This is a genomic window from Haemophilus haemolyticus M19501 (assembly GCF_000222025.1).
In the GTDB taxonomy this organism is placed as follows: domain Bacteria; phylum Pseudomonadota; class Gammaproteobacteria; order Enterobacterales; family Pasteurellaceae; genus Haemophilus; species Haemophilus haemolyticus_G.
On sequence record NZ_AFQO01000008.1, the window covers coordinates 83,083 to 101,646 of the forward strand.

Annotated in this window: 20 protein-coding genes and 2 pseudogenes; 2 read left to right on the plus strand and 20 right to left on the minus strand. The window is 37.6% G+C overall.

Annotated elements, in window-relative coordinates; translation table 11 throughout:
- Positions 1-119 precede the first annotated feature (119 nt).
- The 11 genes and pseudogenes from GG9_RS03660 to GG9_RS09500 form a co-directional block, all read right to left on the minus strand.
- Entirely contained in the window at positions 120-701 is a 582-nt protein-coding gene (locus GG9_RS03660; RefSeq protein WP_005631707.1) for a hypothetical protein, read from the minus strand.
- A 12-nt stretch (positions 702-713) separates the two neighbouring features.
- Entirely contained in the window at positions 714-1,025 is a 312-nt protein-coding gene (locus GG9_RS03655; RefSeq protein WP_005631708.1) for a tetratricopeptide repeat protein, read from the minus strand.
- A gap of 337 nt (positions 1,026-1,362) precedes the next feature.
- Positions 1,363-1,716 carry a 50S ribosomal protein L20 gene (gene rplT, locus GG9_RS03650; protein WP_005596075.1) on the minus strand — a complete coding sequence of 118 codons (354 nt, stop codon included), beginning with the start codon at positions 1,714-1,716 and terminating at the stop codon, positions 1,363-1,365.
- A gap of 65 nt (positions 1,717-1,781) precedes the next feature.
- A complete protein-coding gene (gene rpmI, locus GG9_RS0108755) occupies positions 1,782-1,979 on the minus strand; it encodes a 50S ribosomal protein L35 (RefSeq protein WP_005596065.1) in 198 nt (65 codons plus the stop codon).
- A gap of 210 nt (positions 1,980-2,189) precedes the next feature.
- A complete protein-coding gene (infC, locus tag GG9_RS03645) occupies positions 2,190-2,735 on the minus strand; it encodes a translation initiation factor IF-3 (protein ID WP_474509138.1) in 546 nt (181 codons plus the stop codon).
- Between the two features lie 129 nt (positions 2,736-2,864).
- Complete coding sequence (locus GG9_RS03640; protein WP_005631711.1) at positions 2,865-3,677, minus strand: D-hexose-6-phosphate mutarotase; 813 nt, start codon at positions 3,675-3,677, stop codon at positions 2,865-2,867.
- An 84-nt stretch (positions 3,678-3,761) separates the two neighbouring features.
- Complete coding sequence (locus GG9_RS03635) at positions 3,762-5,207, minus strand: sulfatase family protein (RefSeq protein WP_005631712.1); 1,446 nt, start codon at positions 5,205-5,207, stop codon at positions 3,762-3,764.
- Positions 5,207-6,886 (minus strand): solute:sodium symporter family transporter, encoded by a 1,680-nt coding sequence (locus GG9_RS03630; protein ID WP_005631716.1) that lies wholly within the window; start codon positions 6,884-6,886, stop codon positions 5,207-5,209. The genes GG9_RS03635 and GG9_RS03630 overlap by 1 nt, the downstream gene beginning before the upstream one ends.
- Positions 6,887-7,089: 203 nt before the next feature.
- Positions 7,090-7,339 (minus strand): annotated as a pseudogene (locus GG9_RS0108760) (serine/threonine protein phosphatase); the annotation flags it as partial.
- Positions 7,340-7,393: 54 nt separating this feature from the next.
- Positions 7,394-8,239, minus strand: a complete 846-nt coding sequence (locus tag GG9_RS03625) for an SIR2 family NAD-dependent protein deacylase (protein ID WP_005631720.1) — start codon at positions 8,237-8,239, stop codon at positions 7,394-7,396.
- A pseudogene (locus GG9_RS09500) lies at positions 8,236-8,436 on the minus strand (DNA translocase FtsK). Before GG9_RS09500 ends, GG9_RS03625 begins: the two are co-directional and overlap by 4 nt.
- Before the next feature lie 217 nt (positions 8,437-8,653).
- Here GG9_RS09500 and GG9_RS03620 point away from each other — a divergent pair.
- Complete coding sequence (locus GG9_RS03620; RefSeq protein ID WP_005631724.1) at positions 8,654-9,655, plus strand: virulence RhuM family protein/type II toxin-antitoxin system death-on-curing family toxin; 1,002 nt, start codon at positions 8,654-8,656, stop codon at positions 9,653-9,655.
- A 51-nt stretch (positions 9,656-9,706) separates the two neighbouring features.
- On the opposite strand, the gene GG9_RS03615 is transcribed toward GG9_RS03620, so the two are convergent.
- The 8 genes from GG9_RS03615 to GG9_RS03580 all read right to left on the minus strand — a co-directional run bounded on the left by GG9_RS03615 (position 9,707) and on the right by GG9_RS03580 (position 17,450).
- Positions 9,707-10,417 carry an SIR2 family NAD-dependent protein deacylase gene (locus GG9_RS03615; protein ID WP_005631726.1) on the minus strand — a complete coding sequence of 237 codons (711 nt, stop codon included), beginning with the start codon at positions 10,415-10,417 and terminating at the stop codon, positions 9,707-9,709.
- A gap of 3 nt (positions 10,418-10,420) precedes the next feature.
- Positions 10,421-11,311, minus strand: a complete 891-nt coding sequence (locus tag GG9_RS03610) for a 5' nucleotidase, NT5C type (protein WP_005631727.1) — start codon at positions 11,309-11,311, stop codon at positions 10,421-10,423.
- 58 nt (positions 11,312-11,369) lie between these two features.
- Entirely contained in the window at positions 11,370-12,323 is a 954-nt protein-coding gene (locus GG9_RS03605) for a helix-turn-helix transcriptional regulator (protein ID WP_005631728.1), read from the minus strand.
- 64 nt (positions 12,324-12,387) lie between these two features.
- Complete coding sequence (locus tag GG9_RS03600) at positions 12,388-12,873, minus strand: NlpC/P60 family protein (RefSeq protein ID WP_005631729.1); 486 nt, start codon at positions 12,871-12,873, stop codon at positions 12,388-12,390.
- Positions 12,874-12,925: 52 nt separating this feature from the next.
- Positions 12,926-13,216, minus strand: coding sequence for an integration host factor subunit alpha (locus GG9_RS03595; RefSeq protein ID WP_005631730.1), 291 nt, complete (start codon positions 13,214-13,216; stop codon positions 12,926-12,928).
- 1 nt (position 13,217) lies between these two features.
- Positions 13,218-15,605 carry a phenylalanine--tRNA ligase subunit beta gene (gene pheT, locus GG9_RS03590; protein ID WP_005631737.1) on the minus strand — a complete coding sequence of 796 codons (2,388 nt, stop codon included), beginning with the start codon at positions 15,603-15,605 and terminating at the stop codon, positions 13,218-13,220.
- Between the two features lie 33 nt (positions 15,606-15,638).
- Entirely contained in the window at positions 15,639-16,628 is a 990-nt protein-coding gene (gene pheS, locus GG9_RS03585; RefSeq protein ID WP_005640625.1) for a phenylalanine--tRNA ligase subunit alpha, read from the minus strand.
- A 144-nt stretch (positions 16,629-16,772) separates the two neighbouring features.
- The gene (locus GG9_RS03580) at positions 16,773-17,450 is read right to left on the minus strand and encodes a hypothetical protein (protein ID WP_005631744.1); all 678 of its coding nucleotides are present in this window, start codon (positions 17,448-17,450) and stop codon (positions 16,773-16,775) included.
- A 48-nt stretch (positions 17,451-17,498) separates the two neighbouring features.
- Here GG9_RS03580 and yfaE point away from each other — a divergent pair, with 48 nt between their 5' ends.
- Positions 17,499-17,747 carry a class I ribonucleotide reductase maintenance protein YfaE gene (gene yfaE, locus GG9_RS03575; RefSeq protein WP_032825099.1) on the plus strand — a complete coding sequence of 83 codons (249 nt, stop codon included), beginning with the start codon at positions 17,499-17,501 and terminating at the stop codon, positions 17,745-17,747.
- On the opposite strand, the gene dapB is transcribed toward yfaE, so the two are convergent.
- Positions 17,742-18,554, minus strand: coding sequence for a 4-hydroxy-tetrahydrodipicolinate reductase (dapB, locus tag GG9_RS03570; protein ID WP_005631750.1), 813 nt, complete (start codon positions 18,552-18,554; stop codon positions 17,742-17,744). The two genes, yfaE and dapB, sit on opposite strands and share 6 nt — an antisense overlap.
- Positions 18,555-18,564: the final 10 nt, after the last annotated feature.

Consider the following 18,564-nt stretch of genomic DNA (forward strand, 5'->3'; position numbering starts at 1 on the left):
AAATTATTTGGTAAAATATTTTATTGGTATCTCTGTAAAGAAATACCAATAAACTGTAAGAATAAAAATCATTATGGTCCAAAAACGAATTTTATTCAGATAATATTTTCCTGTAGTTATTAAGTTTCCTTTAATCCTTCAAATCCTACCCCTTTTAATAAAATACGAGTAACATTTTTATTAAGAGATTCAGCTCTTCCTTTAAAGCCTCGCATATCGCCAAAAGGTGTAAAGCCTGCAATAGTTGCTATTTCTTGATTCATTAATCTCGCATATTCAAAACAATCAATAATTGCGTCTCGTAAATCATCATCTTTAACTTTTTTACCGTGTACGACACGATCTCGTATGTTTTCAGCTTTTTTAAGCTGTTTACTGATATTTTCAGGCAATGGACATCCAAAAATATTATTGTAAATTTTTCCAAAATCATTTCGCTTTAAATGATGATAATTGATAATGCTTGTTGTTACTTCTGCTTCAGCCCCTAAACACTTCACTGATCCGCCATAAAGTAATCTATTTTGTCCTTGTTCAATTTTTAAGAAAAGATAGGCTATGACAATTTCATATTCATAATCATCATTAATCAACTTTGGAATATGTCCGAAATATTTTCGAATATTTTCTGGTAAAGCTTGGTATTTAGTTAATATACCCTTATAGCTTTTTACTTCTTTTTTAGTATTTTCAATCTTCATAAATAATCTCCACTATTGCAAATGTTTGCAAGCTTTTTGATAACCGTTATCACAAGCCTTACGGAACCATTTGTTAGCAGTAGAAATATTACTTTTTACCCCCATTCCTCCGGCATACATAAGACCTAAAAGATATTGGCTATCTGTATGTCCCTGTTTAGCCAAAGGCTGAAGAAGTTTAAGGGCTGTTTCATAGTCATTTTTTTCAGCGGCTTTAAGAGCTTGTTGAAATTGACTTGTGGTATCTGCCCAAGCAGTAGATTGAAAAGAAAAAATTGAAGTAGCTAACAATGCGCTAGTGAGAAGTGTTTTTGTCAGTTTCATAACATACCTATTAATTAACCTTAATTGAAATACTAAACTTTTTTGTTTAGCAAGATGTTTTGTTGTTATCTCTGTAAAGAGATAACAACACCCAGTATACTGGGTGCGAAAAGGTTAAAAATTAAACTTTAAATAACTAACAAAAATGCTTTTTTCTTATTTATATTTAATCATTTAAAAAATAGAAATAGGCTAAAAAACACACACTGGTTTTAGGAGGACAATTTAGCGAAATTATCAATTTAGAATGTATAGAAAAGATAGACTTATCTATCATAATAATGAAAAAAGGACGCTTTTCAGCGTCCTAATTCTTCTTTATCTAAACTTTAAAAAATTAAAGTGCAGATTTTGCTTTTTCAACTAATGCAGCGAACGCTACTTTGTCGAATACAGCGATATCAGCAAGAATCTTACGGTCGATTTCAACAGATGCTTTTTTCAAGCCGTTGATGAATTTGCTGTAAGATAAACCATTTTGACGCGCTGCAGCGTTGATACGTGCAATCCATAATTGACGGAATTGACGTTTACGTTGACGACGGTCACGATATGCGTATTGACCAGCTTTGATCACCGCTTGGAAAGCAACGCGATACACGCGTGAACGTGCACCATAATAACCTTTAGCAGCCTTAAGAACTTTCTTATGGCGTGCTCTTGCAATAACACCACGTTTTACACGAGCCATTATTTAATCTCCTATGTAATATTTTTCTAAAATGAACTAATCGTACGTTTTGCTTAAATAACGGCTTATGCGTATGGTAAGCAAGCTACTACTAAAACTTGGTCTGCTTTCGCAACCATTGATTTATGACGTAAATGACGTTTACGTTTAGTTGTTTTTTTAGTCAAAATATGACGTAAGTGAGATTGTTTACGCTTGAAACCACCAGAAGCAGTTTTTTTGAAGCGCTTCGCTGCGCCGCGTACTGTTTTGATTTTAGGCATTGTTAAAATAACTCCGCATTTTTCGTTTAAAACAACATAATCAGGCGAACTTAAAAAGTTACTTGGAAGCACTGATCATTTCCATCATAAGGCAAATTAAATTGCCTTTTCAAAAGCAGTTAGGCTGCGTAGTGTGCCCAACGTGCAGTTGTCTTTTCATTTAAGTCAAACTTAAACAAAAAGATTTGCTGAGAAATCTCAGCAAAATTCTTATTTTTTCTTCGGTGCTAACACCATTACAGCCTGACGGCCTTCTAATTTACCTGGTGCAGATTCAACGACAGAAATTTCAGCTAAATCATTTTTTACGCGCTCTAACACATCAAAACCAATGTCTTGGTGAGCCATTTCACGACCGCGGAAACGCACAGTAATTTTCGCTTTGTCACCGTCTTCTAAGAAACGGATTAAGCTACGTAATTTAACTTGATAGTCACCTTCGTCTGTGCCTGGACGGAATTTAATTTCCTTAACTTGCACAACTTTTTGTTTTTTCTTTTGTTCTTTAGCGGTTTTACTTTTCTCGTAAAGGAATTTACCGTAGTTCATAATGCGGCAAACCGGAGGCTCTGCATTTGGGCTAATTTCAACAAGATCAAACTCTGCTTGTTCTGCCATTTCTAGGGCTTGTTGAATAGAAACAATCCCTGCTTGTTCACCATCTTGGTCAATTAAACGAACTTCTTTTACACGAATCTCTTCATTGATACGGTTTGGGCGATTTACTGCCGGCGCTTTTTTTACGGTTTTAATAATCGTATTCCTTCTATTGGTTAATAGTAAAAATCTTTTCGCTAAAAATAAAAGATTTCAAATTTATTGCCCGCAAGGAACGAGCAAAATCCCGCGAATTCTATAGTATTCACACCACTTATGCAACAAAATTTAGCCTTTAAGCGAAATTTCTACGCTTAAACTTTCGCCAAATTCAAGCAAGTGATGAATGCGAGCAGTTTCTAAGCACAACATCGTTTGATAGCCAGTTTCACTCATTCCACTCATCTTTTTATGCCAAGGATTCCAAAGAACAAATTGGCTTGCATTATGATGATGCAGTGCAATCGTACGATTGAAAATTTTATCTACGATCTGATTCTGCATTTTTTCTGCGGAATAAATACAATCAACATTTTCAGAAATGTGACGCGGTGACGGAACATTTTCTTGTTGTTGGTTTAAGCTATTAAAACAAGTTTCAGGTAAACCTTGTACTTCCACTTGATTAATATCCCCAATATTAAAATAGGTATGTAATGCTGCTTGGGCTGGTTCTTCGCCATAATGGGTAAAAGTTAAATGACATTTATCTGTAAATACCATTGAGACTTTAGCTTCGATAATATTTAAATCAGAAAACAACTCAAATTCTAACCGCACTTTATGGGCTGAAATATCATAATGGCTTAACTGCCATAAACGAATACGAGCTGTGCCGTGCGCAGGTTGTTTTACGCCACCAAACCAAGGATAACAAATCGGTATGCCACCACGAATAGCATTGCCATTTTCGAAGGGTTCTACTTCACTTAACCATAATACATCTTGCTTCGCATTTTGCGGTTTCCAACTAATAAGCTGTGCCCCTTGTAAGGAAATTTTTGCTGTTCCAACAGCATGTTTTAAGTGAAGAACTGGGAGGTTGTTATGTTGAACAAGATTAAGCTCTGGTGTCAGTGTTTTTAGTAATGTTGTTTTCATGTGTATTCCTGTGGTTTTAAAAGATAAATAAGGCGTAGAGATAACAAAGGGCGTATCAGATACGCCCTTAATCTACGACTTTGGTTAAATTTCGTCAATAATTCGATAAACCCAATTTTCCAGTGGGTCATTCAGACGTTTCATCTCTGCGCGCATTTCTTCCAACATCTCTTTTTTGATGCTGTTATATTGTGAATCATAGAATAAATTATGCATTTCTTCCGGATCGTTACGGATGTTGTAAAGTTCGCAAACATCAGTCGCATTAAATACGAGTTTGTAATCTTTACGACGCCACATACGTTGTTCAAAATACACAAAATGCCCCGCAAGCTGACCAAGCACACCTTTTCTTTGGTTATCTTGGTGTTGACGCATAATCGGGAGAATACTCTGCCCTTCAAAACTTTCAGGAACTTTTTGATTAGCTAAATCAAAAACTGTCGAGGTTAAGTCGTGAAGATAGACAAAGTTATCATCTTCTTGATTGACTCGGTCTGAATTTGGGTCTTTGATAATCATCGGAATGTTGTAGGTGGCATCAAACATAAATTCACCTTTTTCAATCATTCGATGCGCGCCCATTGCATCGCCATGATCTGCGGTTGCCACTAAGAAAGTGCGGTCATAAAGACCGTTTTTTTCTAAGTAGTTAAATAATTCACCGATTGCATCGTCAATTAAGGTGATATAACCCCAGAATTTTGTGATGACCTCTTTCCAATGATCTTCGCTCGCCTCCCACATTCCCCACATTTTTGAAATTGTGCGAAAATGCCCTGGTTTACCCTCTAACGGTTTAAAGAAACTTTTATCAAGTACCACATCTTCTTTTCGATACATGGAATAATAAGGTTCTGGCACGATACAAGGAGTGTGAGGCCCCCAGAAGTTTATCCATGCAAAGAACGGCTTGCCTTCATCTAATGATTCTTGAATATATTTTTTCGCTTCATCAATAATGAAATAAGGGATGGTTTGATCTTTTGTGCCTGAGAGTAAACCGCAAAGTTCTTGTACCCTTAAATGCGGGTTATCACCAAAGTAGGCGCGGCTTACTTCTGGGATTTCATACCCCTTTTCTTCTAACCATTCTTTATAACGATTGGAATGTGTTGGCGGTTGGTTGAAGACTAAATTTTTATATACTCCACTACCGGGATAGCCATAACCATCAAAGTTATGGCCTTTAATCCCGTAATCTTCGGGTACGGATTTAGTACCTACGTGCCACTTTCCTACAACATAAGTGTTATAGCCAGCCAATTTACCGATATTCGGTTTTTCTTGGCTAATTTCACCTGCACCGCCTTTTTCCCCATTTTTAATAATGCCGTGAGACGACGGCATTAATCCGGTAAAAAGTGAAGTGCGTGCAGGACCGCAAACAGACGCTGGAGTGAAGGCGTTATTAAATCGAACGCCATCTTTTGCCAAACGATCTAAATTCGGGGTTTTCACAATTTGGTGACCATAAGGTCCCAACATATCTTTACGAATTTGATCCAGTAGAATATAAATAATGTTCATTATTTAGCCTCTTTATCTCGTACAACAAATAACACGATAATTTGTAACACCGCCCATATGCCAAGCACCATTGATGGATTGCCGGATTCTGATGCCATACCAAGTGGTGAAAGGAAAGTGTAAAGCGCAAGTAAACCTAAGATTAAAGATACGCTGGTTACTTTTAAGTATTTCCAGTTAGTTAAATCTACGTTACCTAAGTTTTCTTTGTTTTCAATATAAGGTTCGCGGCGTAAGAATTGTCCTAAGATGAGCATTAATACGACATCAAATACGAATAATCCGCCCATAACATACACAAAGTTGATTTTGACATTAAACACCCAAACGATGCAGAAGTACAAGATAACGTGAGCAAGTAAAGCAATACGTGCCGCTTTGCCAGATACAGTTTTGTTAAACATACCTACGGCAAATAAAGCAACAATTGGAATATTCACAAATCCTGCGAAACGTTTAGTGATTAAGAAGATACCATCTGTACCAAACATGAGTAACGGAGCGAAAATCATAGTAACAATCGCCATAATAGTAGAAACTTTTTTCGCATAAGAAATTAATTCTTCTTCTGACCGCACTTTTTTGCTGATAGAAGGTAATAAGTCTTTACAGTAAATGGTTGCTGCTGAATTTAAGAATGAGTTAAAGGTACTTAAAATTGCACCAAATAATGCAGCAATAAAGAAACCTTGTAACCAAGTTGGTAATACTTTGTTTACTAATAATGGATAAGACGCATCAATTGGATTTACGCCTTCACCTAAAATATGGAAACTCAATAAACCAGGAAGGTTTAAAATGATCGGTAAAGTTAATAAGAATAATGCCGCGATCAAAATACCTTTTTGACCTGATTGTAAATCTTTTGCCCCTAAACAACGTTGTACGATGGCTTGGTTCGTTGTCCAATAGAAAAAGTGAACAACCATAATACCGGTGAAAATCGTTGGCCAAGGTGTGGCATCGGTTTCGCTACCAATCGCATTCCATTTTTCAATGTGCGTTGTTGTGATTGTGTGTAAACCTTCAGAGAAACTGCCATCGCCTAAATACATCAAGGCAAAGAATGGTACAAGCAATGCGCCAATGACTAAAATCACCGCATTGATCGTGTCTGATACCGCCACTGCTTTCAAACCACCAAAAATCGCATAAATAGCCCCAACAACGCCAATTGCAATGACGGTGTAAGTTATAGCTGCCCCATAGCTTAAGCCAAATGCGGTTTCTAAGTTGAAGATTTTATTGAAGGCGATTGCACCAGTATAAAGTGCGGTTGGAATTACGATGAAAAGATAAAAGACTAAGAAAAGCGTGGACATAATCAAGCGTGTTTGACGGTCAAAACGGCTTTCAAAAAACTCTGGCACTGTTGTGTAACCGTTACGCAAATATTTCGGCAACATATAAAGCGCCAAGAAACAAAGCGGAATAACCGTTGGAACGGTCCAAGCAATCACAGAGAAATTGCCTTTATAGGACACCGCATTGACACCGATAAGTTGTTCAGTTGAAAGCGATGTGAGCACCATTGAGCAACCAATCACTAAACCACTTAATCCGCGGCCTGCCAAAAAATATCCTTTTGAAGATTTTAAATCATCCCCTTTTGTTTTTAACCAAGAAATATAAGCAACCACACCGGTTACAATGAGGAAGCTGAGTATCGTCATGAGCATATGTTGTCCTCCCTATATCGATCAACATAGCGTAACGATAATATAACGCGCTCTAAAGGGTTATGATAATTGTCATATTAAGATTGTGAGGTGGATCACAGAAATGATAATTGAAGATAAATTCAATGGTTTTTATTTTCTGGCAGTTGAAAAAACAATAAAAATGCGATCAAAAAACCATAAAAATTTTGACCGCACTTTGATTAGAATCCTATTCGTCTTGTTGTTGCAGAAAACGCTGGTTTCACTTCACATTCCCCTTGTAATGCACTCAGCCAATCTTGCACCTTTTTGAAAAGGGGAAAATTGGTGACGACGAGCCACTGCAGCAAAATCCCCTGGCATCAGCAGATTAAGAGATTCAATCTGACTTAAATCCTCTTTCGATAACAACTGCAACCCTAAAATTTCAGCCTGTTGTTTAGCAAAATCTAAGCGTTGTGGCATCACGACTGTCGCCTACGCTACCAATTTGTTGGCAGAAGGTAATTTCGCAAAAATTTTCCATTATTTAACCGCTTGTTGAGAAGGATTTAGAAGGCGATCAATCTCTTTTAGAGCCTCTAACGCCTTCATTTCGAGACTTAAAAAATGCATTTTCGGTACGCCTGCATCTTGTGGGTTAATACGAATAAATCCGCCTTTTTTTGCTTTCGCCGTACATTCAGAAAATCGACGCACAGTTGGAATGGCTTTCCCCGCTCCCAGTTCGATGACGACGAGATTTTGCACTTCTTTTAACCACGACTCTAACCGCACTTGTTTAAAATCCTGATATTGACTTGCATAACTCCAATCATTAAACATTAGTACATTTTGACGAGCAAAGCCCCCACAATAAGGACAATGTGGTTTTTCACTGGTTAAACATAAGTTTTCATTATCCACGACAGGTTGAAAACTTGATGCAGACCAACTTAATCTTCGACAATTATTGACACACTGAATACGCTCCAAAGTACCGTGTACTTCATAGACATGGCTATCATCAAAACCAGCCTTTTGAAAATGCCCATCCACATTACTGGTAAAAACAAAATATCCGTGAGATTTAGCTCCCGCCCAACGTTTTAAAATCTGATACCCTTCGTGAGGAATAGTATTTCGGTATTGAACTAATCGATGTCCATAAAACCAATAGGCAAGTTCTTGATTATGCTTATAAGCTAGTGGCGTCGCGATGTTTTCAAAAGATATATTATGTTCTTTAAACATAGGATAAGCATTCCAAAATCCACCAACGCTGCGGAAATCGGGCAGACCAGAATCCACGCTCATACCCGCACCAGCTGTAATTAAAATGCCATCCGCTTTGCGAATAAGTTCTACTGCATAATTTAAATCATTTTTCATAATACTTTTCTCTGTCCATTTTTCATTGGTGAAATAATACCCGCTTGTTCTAACTGTTCTAAAATTTGTCCAGCTCGATTAAAACCCAACATAAATCTGCGTTGAATCATCGAGCAAGATGCAACTTTTTGTTATTGCACAAATTTTTTTACATCCTCAAAAAGTGGATCTCTTGCCATAATTACTTTCATTGCCATTATTTGCTCCTTTTATTGATTAAAGGCTTGATAGATATGTAAGAAGTAGAAAATCTCTCTTTATGGCAAAATTATATGAAAGGAAGCGACAACTTGTGTCGTTTGCGAATGTTGAAAGCGGTTATTTTTAGAAGATTTTTTGCAAATAAAATTATCTGTATTGCAATATGCATATTTATATGGTTATATATACATAAAACTTATTAAGGAAAATAATATGAATAACCAAAACCCGATTGAAATTTACCAAGCTCAAGATGGCACAACGCAAGTAGAAGTGAGATTTGAAAATGACACTATCTGGCTAAGTTTACAGCAGATGGCTGATTTATTTGGGCGAGATAAGTCAGTCATTTCACGTCATTTACGCAATATCTATACTGATGGCGAGCTAAATAGAGAAGCAACTGTTGCAAAAAATGCAACAGTTCAAATTGAAGGCAAAAGACAAATTAATCGAACAATCGAATACTATAATCTTGATGTAATTATATCTGTGGGCTATAGAGTTAATTCTATTTTAGGTACTAAATTTAGGATTTGGGCAACTGCACGCTTGAAAGAATATCTGACTCAAGGCTATACCATTAACCAAAAACGTTTACAGCAAAATGCTCACGAATTCGAACAAGCACTTGTGCTTATTCAAAAAACGGCAAATTCATCGGAATTAACGCTAGAAAGTGGTCGTGGATTAGTGGATATTGTCAGCCGTTATACACATACGTTTTTATGGCTACAACAATATGATGAAGGTTTACTTACCGAGCCACAAACACAGCAAGGCGGTACATTACCGACTTATGCTGAGGCTTGTTCTGCACTAGCAGAGTTAAAATTACAGCTAATGGAAAAAGGTGAAGCAAGTGATCTGTTTGGACGTGAAAGAGATAATGGCTTATCTGCGATTTTAGGCAATTTAGATCAAAGTGTATTTGGTGAACCCGCTTATCCAAGCATTGAAGCAAAAGCAGCACATTTACTTTATTTTGTCGTCAAGAACCATCCTTTTTCAGATGGTAATAAACGAAGTGGCGCATTTTTATTTGTGGATTTCTTACATAGAAATGGGCGTTTATTTAAGCAGAATGGACATCCGGTTATCAATGATACTGGACTTGCAGCACTCACTTTATTAGTTGCAGAATCTGATCCGAAACAAAAAGAAACACTTATTAGGCTTATTATGCATATGCTTAAACATAAGCAAGATAAATAATGATAAATAGCGACCGAAGTCGCTATTTGTTTAAAAAGTGCGGTTGTTTTTCTATGATTTTTTAATTTTCTCCAATAACTCGGCGACCACTTTCGGAACCCCCTCACCCGCTTTTTCTTTTATTGCAATTACTTTCTTACGAACAAATCCTGTATTAGGATTAGGATCAATCAAATAGATAAGTGAACCATATGGAGCCAGATTTACCAATCCATTAGCTGGATAAACTTGTAATGAAGTGCCAATAACAATCACAATATATGCCTTTTTCACTAACTTTTCTGCTTTAGGAAACATGGGTACATTTTCCCCAAAAAAGACTATATGTGGACGCATTGGATGACCGTGATTATCCTTATCCTCTAACAGTTGATCACCCAAACATGGAACAATGTAATCCGTATTAAAACTGCTGCGAGCTTTATTTAGTTCACCATGTAAATGGAGTACGTTAGTACTTCCCGCTCGCTCATGTAAATCATCCACATTTTGAGTGATTATATGAACTTCATAAAACGCTTCCAATTCAACTAAAGCCAAGTGTGCTGCATTAGGCTCTGCAGCTTGAGCATTACGACGTCGTTCATTATAAAACGCCAATACTTTTGCTCGGTTTTTCTTTAAGGCTTCTGGAGTGCAAACTTCTTCTACTTTATGCCCTGCCCACAAGCCATCTTCCGCTCTAAAAGTTGGAATACCACTTTCGGCACTAATTCCAGCGCCCGTTAATACCACGCAAATTGGTTTCTTTTTCGCCGTCATTTTTCACGCTCTTTTTTCTTCTAAAATTTCATCAATCTGTCTATCTCTCGCCATCATGCCAAATATATTCCCCGCTTTATAAAGGGGTTGATAACTATAGCTTTCAATGTGCAAAAATGGCTTATCTGAAAGGCATTGGAAATATTGTTTTAGCTGTGATTTTGAGCGTAATAACACGTCATATTCTGCTTGAATATGAGCACACATAGCTTCAATACGCATTTTAAATTCATCACTGAGATAAGGGCTGATAATTAAATAGACCGTTTTCTGTTCGGTTGCTGTTTCATCCGCATAAACACATGCCAAATTAAACACTTGCCATTTATATCGATCTGCAAAAGCACCAATGATTCGGCTTTTATCCTCATTTTCAACTTGCACAAGGGCGGCAGGCTTTTTCAAACAATCTTGCAAAATATCACTTGGTGTAAAAGGCCCACAGCCTAAGTAAGATAATACACAATTCCAATTAGCAAACCGTTCTGTACCAAAATGAATATGTTCGCCTTGAAATTTGCCAGCACCATTTTTAGTACGATCATCAATTAAATAATCGCCTTGGTTGAGATTTTTATGATGGGATAAAATCAATCGTTTGTATAAGGCTGAACCTTTTTCTTCACCGAAATAATGTTGAATCCATTTTACTTTATCACTCCAAGCGGAAGGATTATGCCAAGGCGCAGTAGAAAGCACATAAATATGATATTTCTTCATCAATTTATGCACCGCAGAAATCGCGTTTGGCATTGGTTCCATTAAGCTAAAAATACCCTCTACTTCATCATATCGACCTTCATATTCTCGCTTGGTTTTATCATCTAGTTTTGCAATACCTGATGGAAAATCTACCATCACATTATCCATATCAATGTACACAATCTGTTTCATTTGAATGTCCTCTCTTCAGATAGACTTATCATAAAGGACAAAGCGACAATTTATGTCGTTATACTGTTTCTTCTAAATATACACGCTCAATTTCTTGATAATTTTCACCAAAGTGAGCTATCCACCAATCCAGCATTTGGCTTTCGATCACTGTTGCTGAAATTTCATAATCATACCCAGAATCTTTTACTGTTTGATCTGTTGATAATGGTGTTTCTGTTAAAAATCCACCAATATCTTTATTAATGCGGAAAGTTAATCGGATTTTTCGACCATAGGTAAAACCAAACTTTTGGCTTTCTACATAAGATTTCAAATTAAAATCAGGGCGTTCAAATATCATTGTACTTACTGTTACCTTAAGCAAGCGATGCAAAGCCAAGTGTAAAATATCGCCATTCTCATATTGTGCGACTAAATAGCTACTTGGCCCTTGTTGTACCAAAGCCAATGGCTTGACCTGTGCCTTATGTTCTTTACCGTGAATACTCCGATAATGCACCTGTAAAAATCGATTTTGATAAAGTGCGGTACTAATTTGAGAAAAAATTTCTGGATTAATTTTGGCAGGTAATAACGGCTGACTAGTGGGCGCAATAGCAACTTTATTAAGCCATTCTGCCCCTGATTTTTTATGGCTGTCATAAACCAAATTATATTCGGCCTGTTGAAAGAACGCTTCCATTGAGCTCATAATGCTAGAAGGCAAAATGCCATTGAGATATTGTTTAGCAAGCATAAGCACAAGTGATTGCTGTTCATTTAAAATTGGTAAATCCAAGCCTTTAGCATTTGATTTCCATCGGTAGCCATAAGGTTTATCACGCATATCACGCTCAATTTCAAACTGTTGAGACAAACTTTCTAGCTGGCGTTGAATTGAACGAATATCACGTTGAACGCCAATATCAGCAAGTTTTTGTAAGATTTCTTCGGCGGTAATGAAACGTGTTTTCGGAATAAGGCGTAAAATTTCAAGTTGAATTTGAAGTGCGGTTAAGTTTGAGGACATTTTATCTCCCAAATTTGAAAAAAATCACTATAAAAAATGCTGGAAAATTCCAGCATTATACTTTCTAAATCCGTCTGACTTGCCAGAAGGCTTTCGACCAATAAGGGTTATTCATTGAAGAATAGACAACCCCCCCTCTGGTGGAAGCATGAAGGAATTTGTCTTCTTTTACATAAATTCCTACATGATAACCATTAGGGCCACGGCCGGTTTTAAAGAAAATTAAATCACCCGTTTGAATATCTTCTTTGCGTATATGTTTACCATAATTGGCTTGTTCAGTTGTACTTCTTGGTAAACGAAGATTAAAACGATCGAAGAAAGTTTTCTGCACAAAACCGGAACAATCTACGCCACGACGTGAAACACCGCCGAGCACATAAGGTGTACCCGCCCATTCATGTTGTTGTTCGCTCAACATGGCTATGGCCATAATAGGATCGCCGATTTGACCTTTATAGTTCATCGCATAATCATCGTTTTGAAAACTAGAACAAGCGAATAAAAACAGCGAGGCAGTAGCGATTAAAAATGATTTATATACTTTCATACCTTTTCATATGAAAAGTGCGGTAGAAATTCACCGCACTTTTTGTTCCTTGCTATTTAGTTTTTTCTACACGAGCACGTAACTTTTGCCCTGGTTTAAATGTCACTACTCGGCGAGCAGAAACTGGCACAACATCACCAGTTTTCGGGTTACGACCTGGGCGAGATGACTTATCACGTAGTTCAAAATTACCAAATCCTGATAATTTTACATCATGACCAGATTCTAGCGACGAACGAATCTCTTCTAAAAAGTTCTCCACCACATTTTTCGTATCTTGTTTAGATAAGTGATATTTATCGCTTAAATATTCAATAATATCAATTTTGGTTATCGTAGCCATATTAATCCCTTAATTCAGCATTAAAGCGTTGTTTTACCTCCGCTAATACTGCTGAAATCACTGCATTAATTTCTTCATCTTCAAGTGTTTTTTCATTATCTTGGACGATCAAGCTAATCGCTAAACTCTTATAGCCTTCAGCGATGCCCACACCTTGATATACATCGAACAAGTTCACTTGCACCAATTTTTCGCCGCCTGCTTGTTTACATGCTGCGATCAATTCCCCTGCTGGTACGCTATCTGCTACGACTAAAGCTAAATCACGACGGTTTGCTGGGAATTTAGAAATTTCTTTTGCTTGCACCACATTACGTGCTGCAATTGCATTCCAAAGAATTTCAAATACAAAAGTTTTGCCATTTAAGCCAAGTTTTTGGTTAATGGATGGATGAATTGCACCAATAAAACCAATTTCTTCGCCATCTAATTCAATAGCCGCTGATTGACCAGGATGTAATGCATCAAATTGTTTTGCAACAAAACGAACTCTATTCCCCCCCTCTGTTAAAGAAAGTACTGATTCTAAATCGCCTTTAAGATCAAAGAAATCTACAGATTCTGCTTTACCTGCCCAATGTTCAGATTTTGCCGTTCCAGTAATCACCGCACTTAAAACAAATTCTTGACGCACGCCAAATTCAGTATTGGCATCTGGCACAAAGCGCAATCCAGTTTCAAATAAACGAACACGAGATTGTTGGCGATTTTGGTTATAAAGCACTGCACCTAATAAACCACTCATTAAAGACACACGCATTGCGGACATTTCCACAGAAATAGGATTTGGCAATACAAGTGCCTCTTGATGTGGATGTAATAAACTTTGAATTTTTGGATCCACAAAGCTATAAGTAATAGCTTCTTGATAATCAGCATCCACAAGTGCGGTCTTAATTCGAGCTAAATCTAAATCAGATTCTTTGTGCTCACGCATGCGGAGATGCGCTAATGGCGCATTGTTTGGAATGCTGTTATAACCATAAATACGCGCCACTTCCTCAATTAAATCTTCTTCGATTTCAATATCAAAACGCCAGCTTGCAGAAGTTACCGTCCAAATATCATTTGCATAAGTAACATCGAAACCAAGACGGTGGAAAATTTCTGTTACGCTTTCTGTTTCAATATGATGACCTAAAAGTGCATCTAATTTACTACGGCGAAGTTGAACTGTATTGACTTTAGGAAGATGAGTTTCACTGCTTGCTTCACAAATCTCACCCGCTTCACCACCACAGATTTGAAGTAATAATGCGGTTGCTCGTTCCATTGCTTTACGCGCTAATTCAAAATCCACACCACGCTCAAAACGGTGTGATGCATCAGTATGTAAACCATATTGTCTTGCACGCCCAGCAATCGCTAATGGAGAGAAAAATGCTGATTCTAAAATCACATCTTTCGTTTCACTATTCACGCCACTGGCTGCACCACCAAAGATTCCTGCCATTGCTAAAGGACCATTTTGGTCGGCAATTAATAAAGTATTTGATTGAAGTTTTGCGGTTGAGCCATCTAATAATACTAATTCTTCGCCCTCTTTTGCGAAGCGAACTTGAACAGGTTGTGCAACTTTAGCCGCATCAAACGCGTGCATTGGCTGACCAAGCTCAAGCAAAATATAGTTAGTAAAATCAACAATAGGATCAATAGAACGAATACCACAACGACGCAATTTTTCTTGTATCCACATTGGCGATTCAGCCTTCACATTGACGTTTTTCACCACACGTAATAAATAAAGCGGGCACGCTTCTGGCGCTTGTAAATCAATTTGAACTTTATCTGAAATTGTTGTTGGCACCGCTTCAAAGTGCGGCTGATTTACTGGCTGTTTATTTACCACGCCAATTTCACGCGCAATACCCGCAATGCTCAAACAATCCGCACGGTTTGGCGTTAAGCTAATTTCGATGGCATTATCATTTAAACCTAAATATTCGCGTAAATCTGTACCTATTGGTGCATCAACTGGCAGCTCAATGATGCCGTCTGCTTCAACATCAATACCTAATTCAGAAAATGAACAAAGCATCCCCTCTGATGGCTGACCGCGTAATTTCGTTTTCTTAATTTTGAAATCGCCAGGTAATACCGCACCTTCTGTTGCGCAAGCGACTTTTAAGCCTTGACGACAATTTGGTGCGCCACACACGATATCCAATAAACGATCACCGCCTACGTTCACTTTAGTTACACGTAATTTATCCGCATCTGGATGCTGTGCACATTCCACTACTTCACCAACAACGACACCATTAAATGTACCCGCAACGGCTTCTACACCATCCACTTCTAAGCCAAGCATAGTAATTTGCTCGCATAATTGCTCGGTGGACACCGCAGGGTTCACCCATTCTCTTACCCACTGTTCACTAAATTTCATTTGTTGTTATCCTTTTAATCCAAATCCGAGAAATTACTTAAATTGTTTTAAGAAACGTAAGTCGTTTTCAAAGAACGAACGTAAATCTGTTACGTTATAACGTAACATTGTTAAACGCTCAACACCCATTCCCACTGCAAAACCAGAATATTCATTCGGATCAATACCAACGTTACGCAACACATTTGGGTGCACCATACCGCAGCCCAACACCTCTAACCATTTACCGTTTTTACCCATCACATCCACTTCCGCTGAAGGTTCAGTAAACGGGAAATAAGATGGACGGAAACGTACTTGTAAATCTTCTTCAAAGAAAGCGCGTAAGAAATCGTGCAATAAGCCTTTCAATTCTGTGAAATTTGCTTTTTTATCCACATAAAGTAGTTCAATTTGATGGAACATTGGCGTGTGAGTTTGATCGTAGTCATTACGATATACACGTCCCGGAGCCATAATGCGAATTGGTGGCTGCATTTTTTCCATAGTACGAATTTGCACGCCAGAAGTTTGAGTGCGAAGTAATAATTCTGGATTAAACCAAAAAGTATCGTGATCCGCACGTGCAGGGTGATGTTTAGGAATATTTAACGCATCGAAGTTGTAATAATCACTTTCAATTTCAGGGCCATTTTCAACTGAAAAGCCAAGTTCTGAGAAAAATTTTGTTACGCGATTAATCGTCATAGTGACTGGGTGTAAGCCACCTGTTTCAACTTTACGCCCCGGCAAACTCACATCTACGCGCTCTTTTTCTAATTTTGCGTTAAGTTCAGCCTGTTCCCACTCCGCTTTTTTAGCATTTAAAAATTCTAACGCAGCTTGTTTTGCTTCGTTAATTTTTGCGCCCATAGCTGGACGTTCTTCAGCTGACACGTTACGCAATTCTTGCATTAATTGAGTAAAATGCCCTTTCTTACCAAAATATTCGACACGGATTTCATCCAAAGCCGTTAAACTTTTATCCTGAATGGATTCAATCGCTAATTTCGCTTTCTCAACAAGCTCGTTCAGATGTTGCATAGTTTCCCCTGCTTCTCTTTTCTCTATAAAATAAAAACCGAGTAATGATAATACCAAGTCCTTAAAAAGTAAAAGAATAATACGAAAAATCATTGGTTTATCAAAAATAAAAATGGAATAATATCGCTATTACATTTTTTCTTGTTACCAACAAAATCGTTCATTCACAAAATTTTCTGACCGCTCTTTTTGCCATTTTTCTTTATTGTTTGGATTAGCAAAAAAACGTGCTTGTTCCTGTAAACGCTGGACTAATTTTTCTTCTGCTTCTTTTAACGCTTTTCTACGATCCGCAAATTTTGCGGGCAATGCTGGTAAGAAAATCACTTCATAAGGATGCGTAATTGTCCATTTCACCGCATTTTCGGCAGCACGACTTTGTTTATCAAAATCACAAAACGCATAAGCATTAACAAACTGCCCTACTACGTGGCTAAACCCTGTATTATCTTGCACCGTTTGTTTTGGCAAATCCAACACATAAAATGCGGTGATCAAACGATTTTGTCCACGATAAAACCAAGTAACTGCTTCATCTCTTAAGTCAAAATCGTAAGCCCGAGCAGCTAACGTGAACATCGTCATTGGTGAAATACGAGCTGGATTTTCTTCTACAAATTTCACCGCACTTTTATAACCTTTTATCGTATTTTCACGTAGCATCGGATCAATTTCTTTATGTACAAATACATTTTCTGCTTTTCCATTTTCAGCAGAATAATAAGGTTTGATATAAACATCTACCGTTTTCACTGGTTCTTTGCGAATAGAACTACAAGCAGTAATAAAAAGTGCGGTTATAAAACACAGTATTTTTAACATATGGATTTTCCTTATATAATGCCCAGCAAATTTCACTGCATTGTTATTATGAAAATTCATCTAATCTACAGTAAAACCGCATTAGAATTCAATAATGAAACAAGTTTACTTGATCATCTCGAGAAAAATAATATTCACCATGAATATCAATGCCGTAGTGGCTATTGTGGTTCTTGTCGTGTGAAAATTAAAAAAGGCAAGGTATCCTATAAAGATACGCCCCTTGCCTTTATTCAACCTGATGAGATTTTACTATGCTGCTGTCACGTAGAAAGTGACCTTGAAATTGATTTATAAATTATTTAAATCTAATACATCGGTCATATCAAATAAGCCATTCGCCTTATTTTCTAACCATTTACCAGCACGCACTGCGCCATTAGCGAAAGTCATACGACTTGATGCTTTATGGGAAATTTCTACACGCTCGCCAATATCTGCAAACCAAACCGTGTGCTCCCCCACCACATCCGAAGCACGAATAGTTGAAAAACCAATTTCATCGCGTTTACGTTCGCCAGTGATTCCTTCACGGCAGAAAACTCCGTGCGTTTTTAAATTGCGACCTAAGGTTTTTGCGATATGTTCGCCCATAGAAAGTGCGGTGCCAGATGGTGCATCGACTTTATGACGGTGATGTACTTCGATCACTTCAATGTCGCAATAATCGCCCATCACTTTTGCTGCTTTTTCTAAAAGCTTGAAGACTAAATTCACGCCAACACTGAAATTTGATGCAAATACAATAGCAATTTTATCTGAAGCAGCCTCAATTACAGCTTTACCTTCATCATCAAAACCAGTTGTACCAATCACCATTTTTTTATTATTCGCTACGCAAAATGCAATATGTTCAAGGGTGCCTTCTGGTCGAGTAAAATCGATTAATAAATCGAATTTATCTTTTTGGCTTTCAAGATCGTCTGATACTGTTACACCAAGTTGACCAATTCCCGCCAATTCTCCCGCATCCGTCCCGACTAAAGATGATCCTTTGCGTTCAAAAGCTGCACCTAGTTCTACGCCTTCCGCAGAATGAACCGATTGAATTAATTGGCGCCCCATTCTTCCGCCAGCACCGGAGATTGCAATTTTTAATGTCATGTTACTTCCT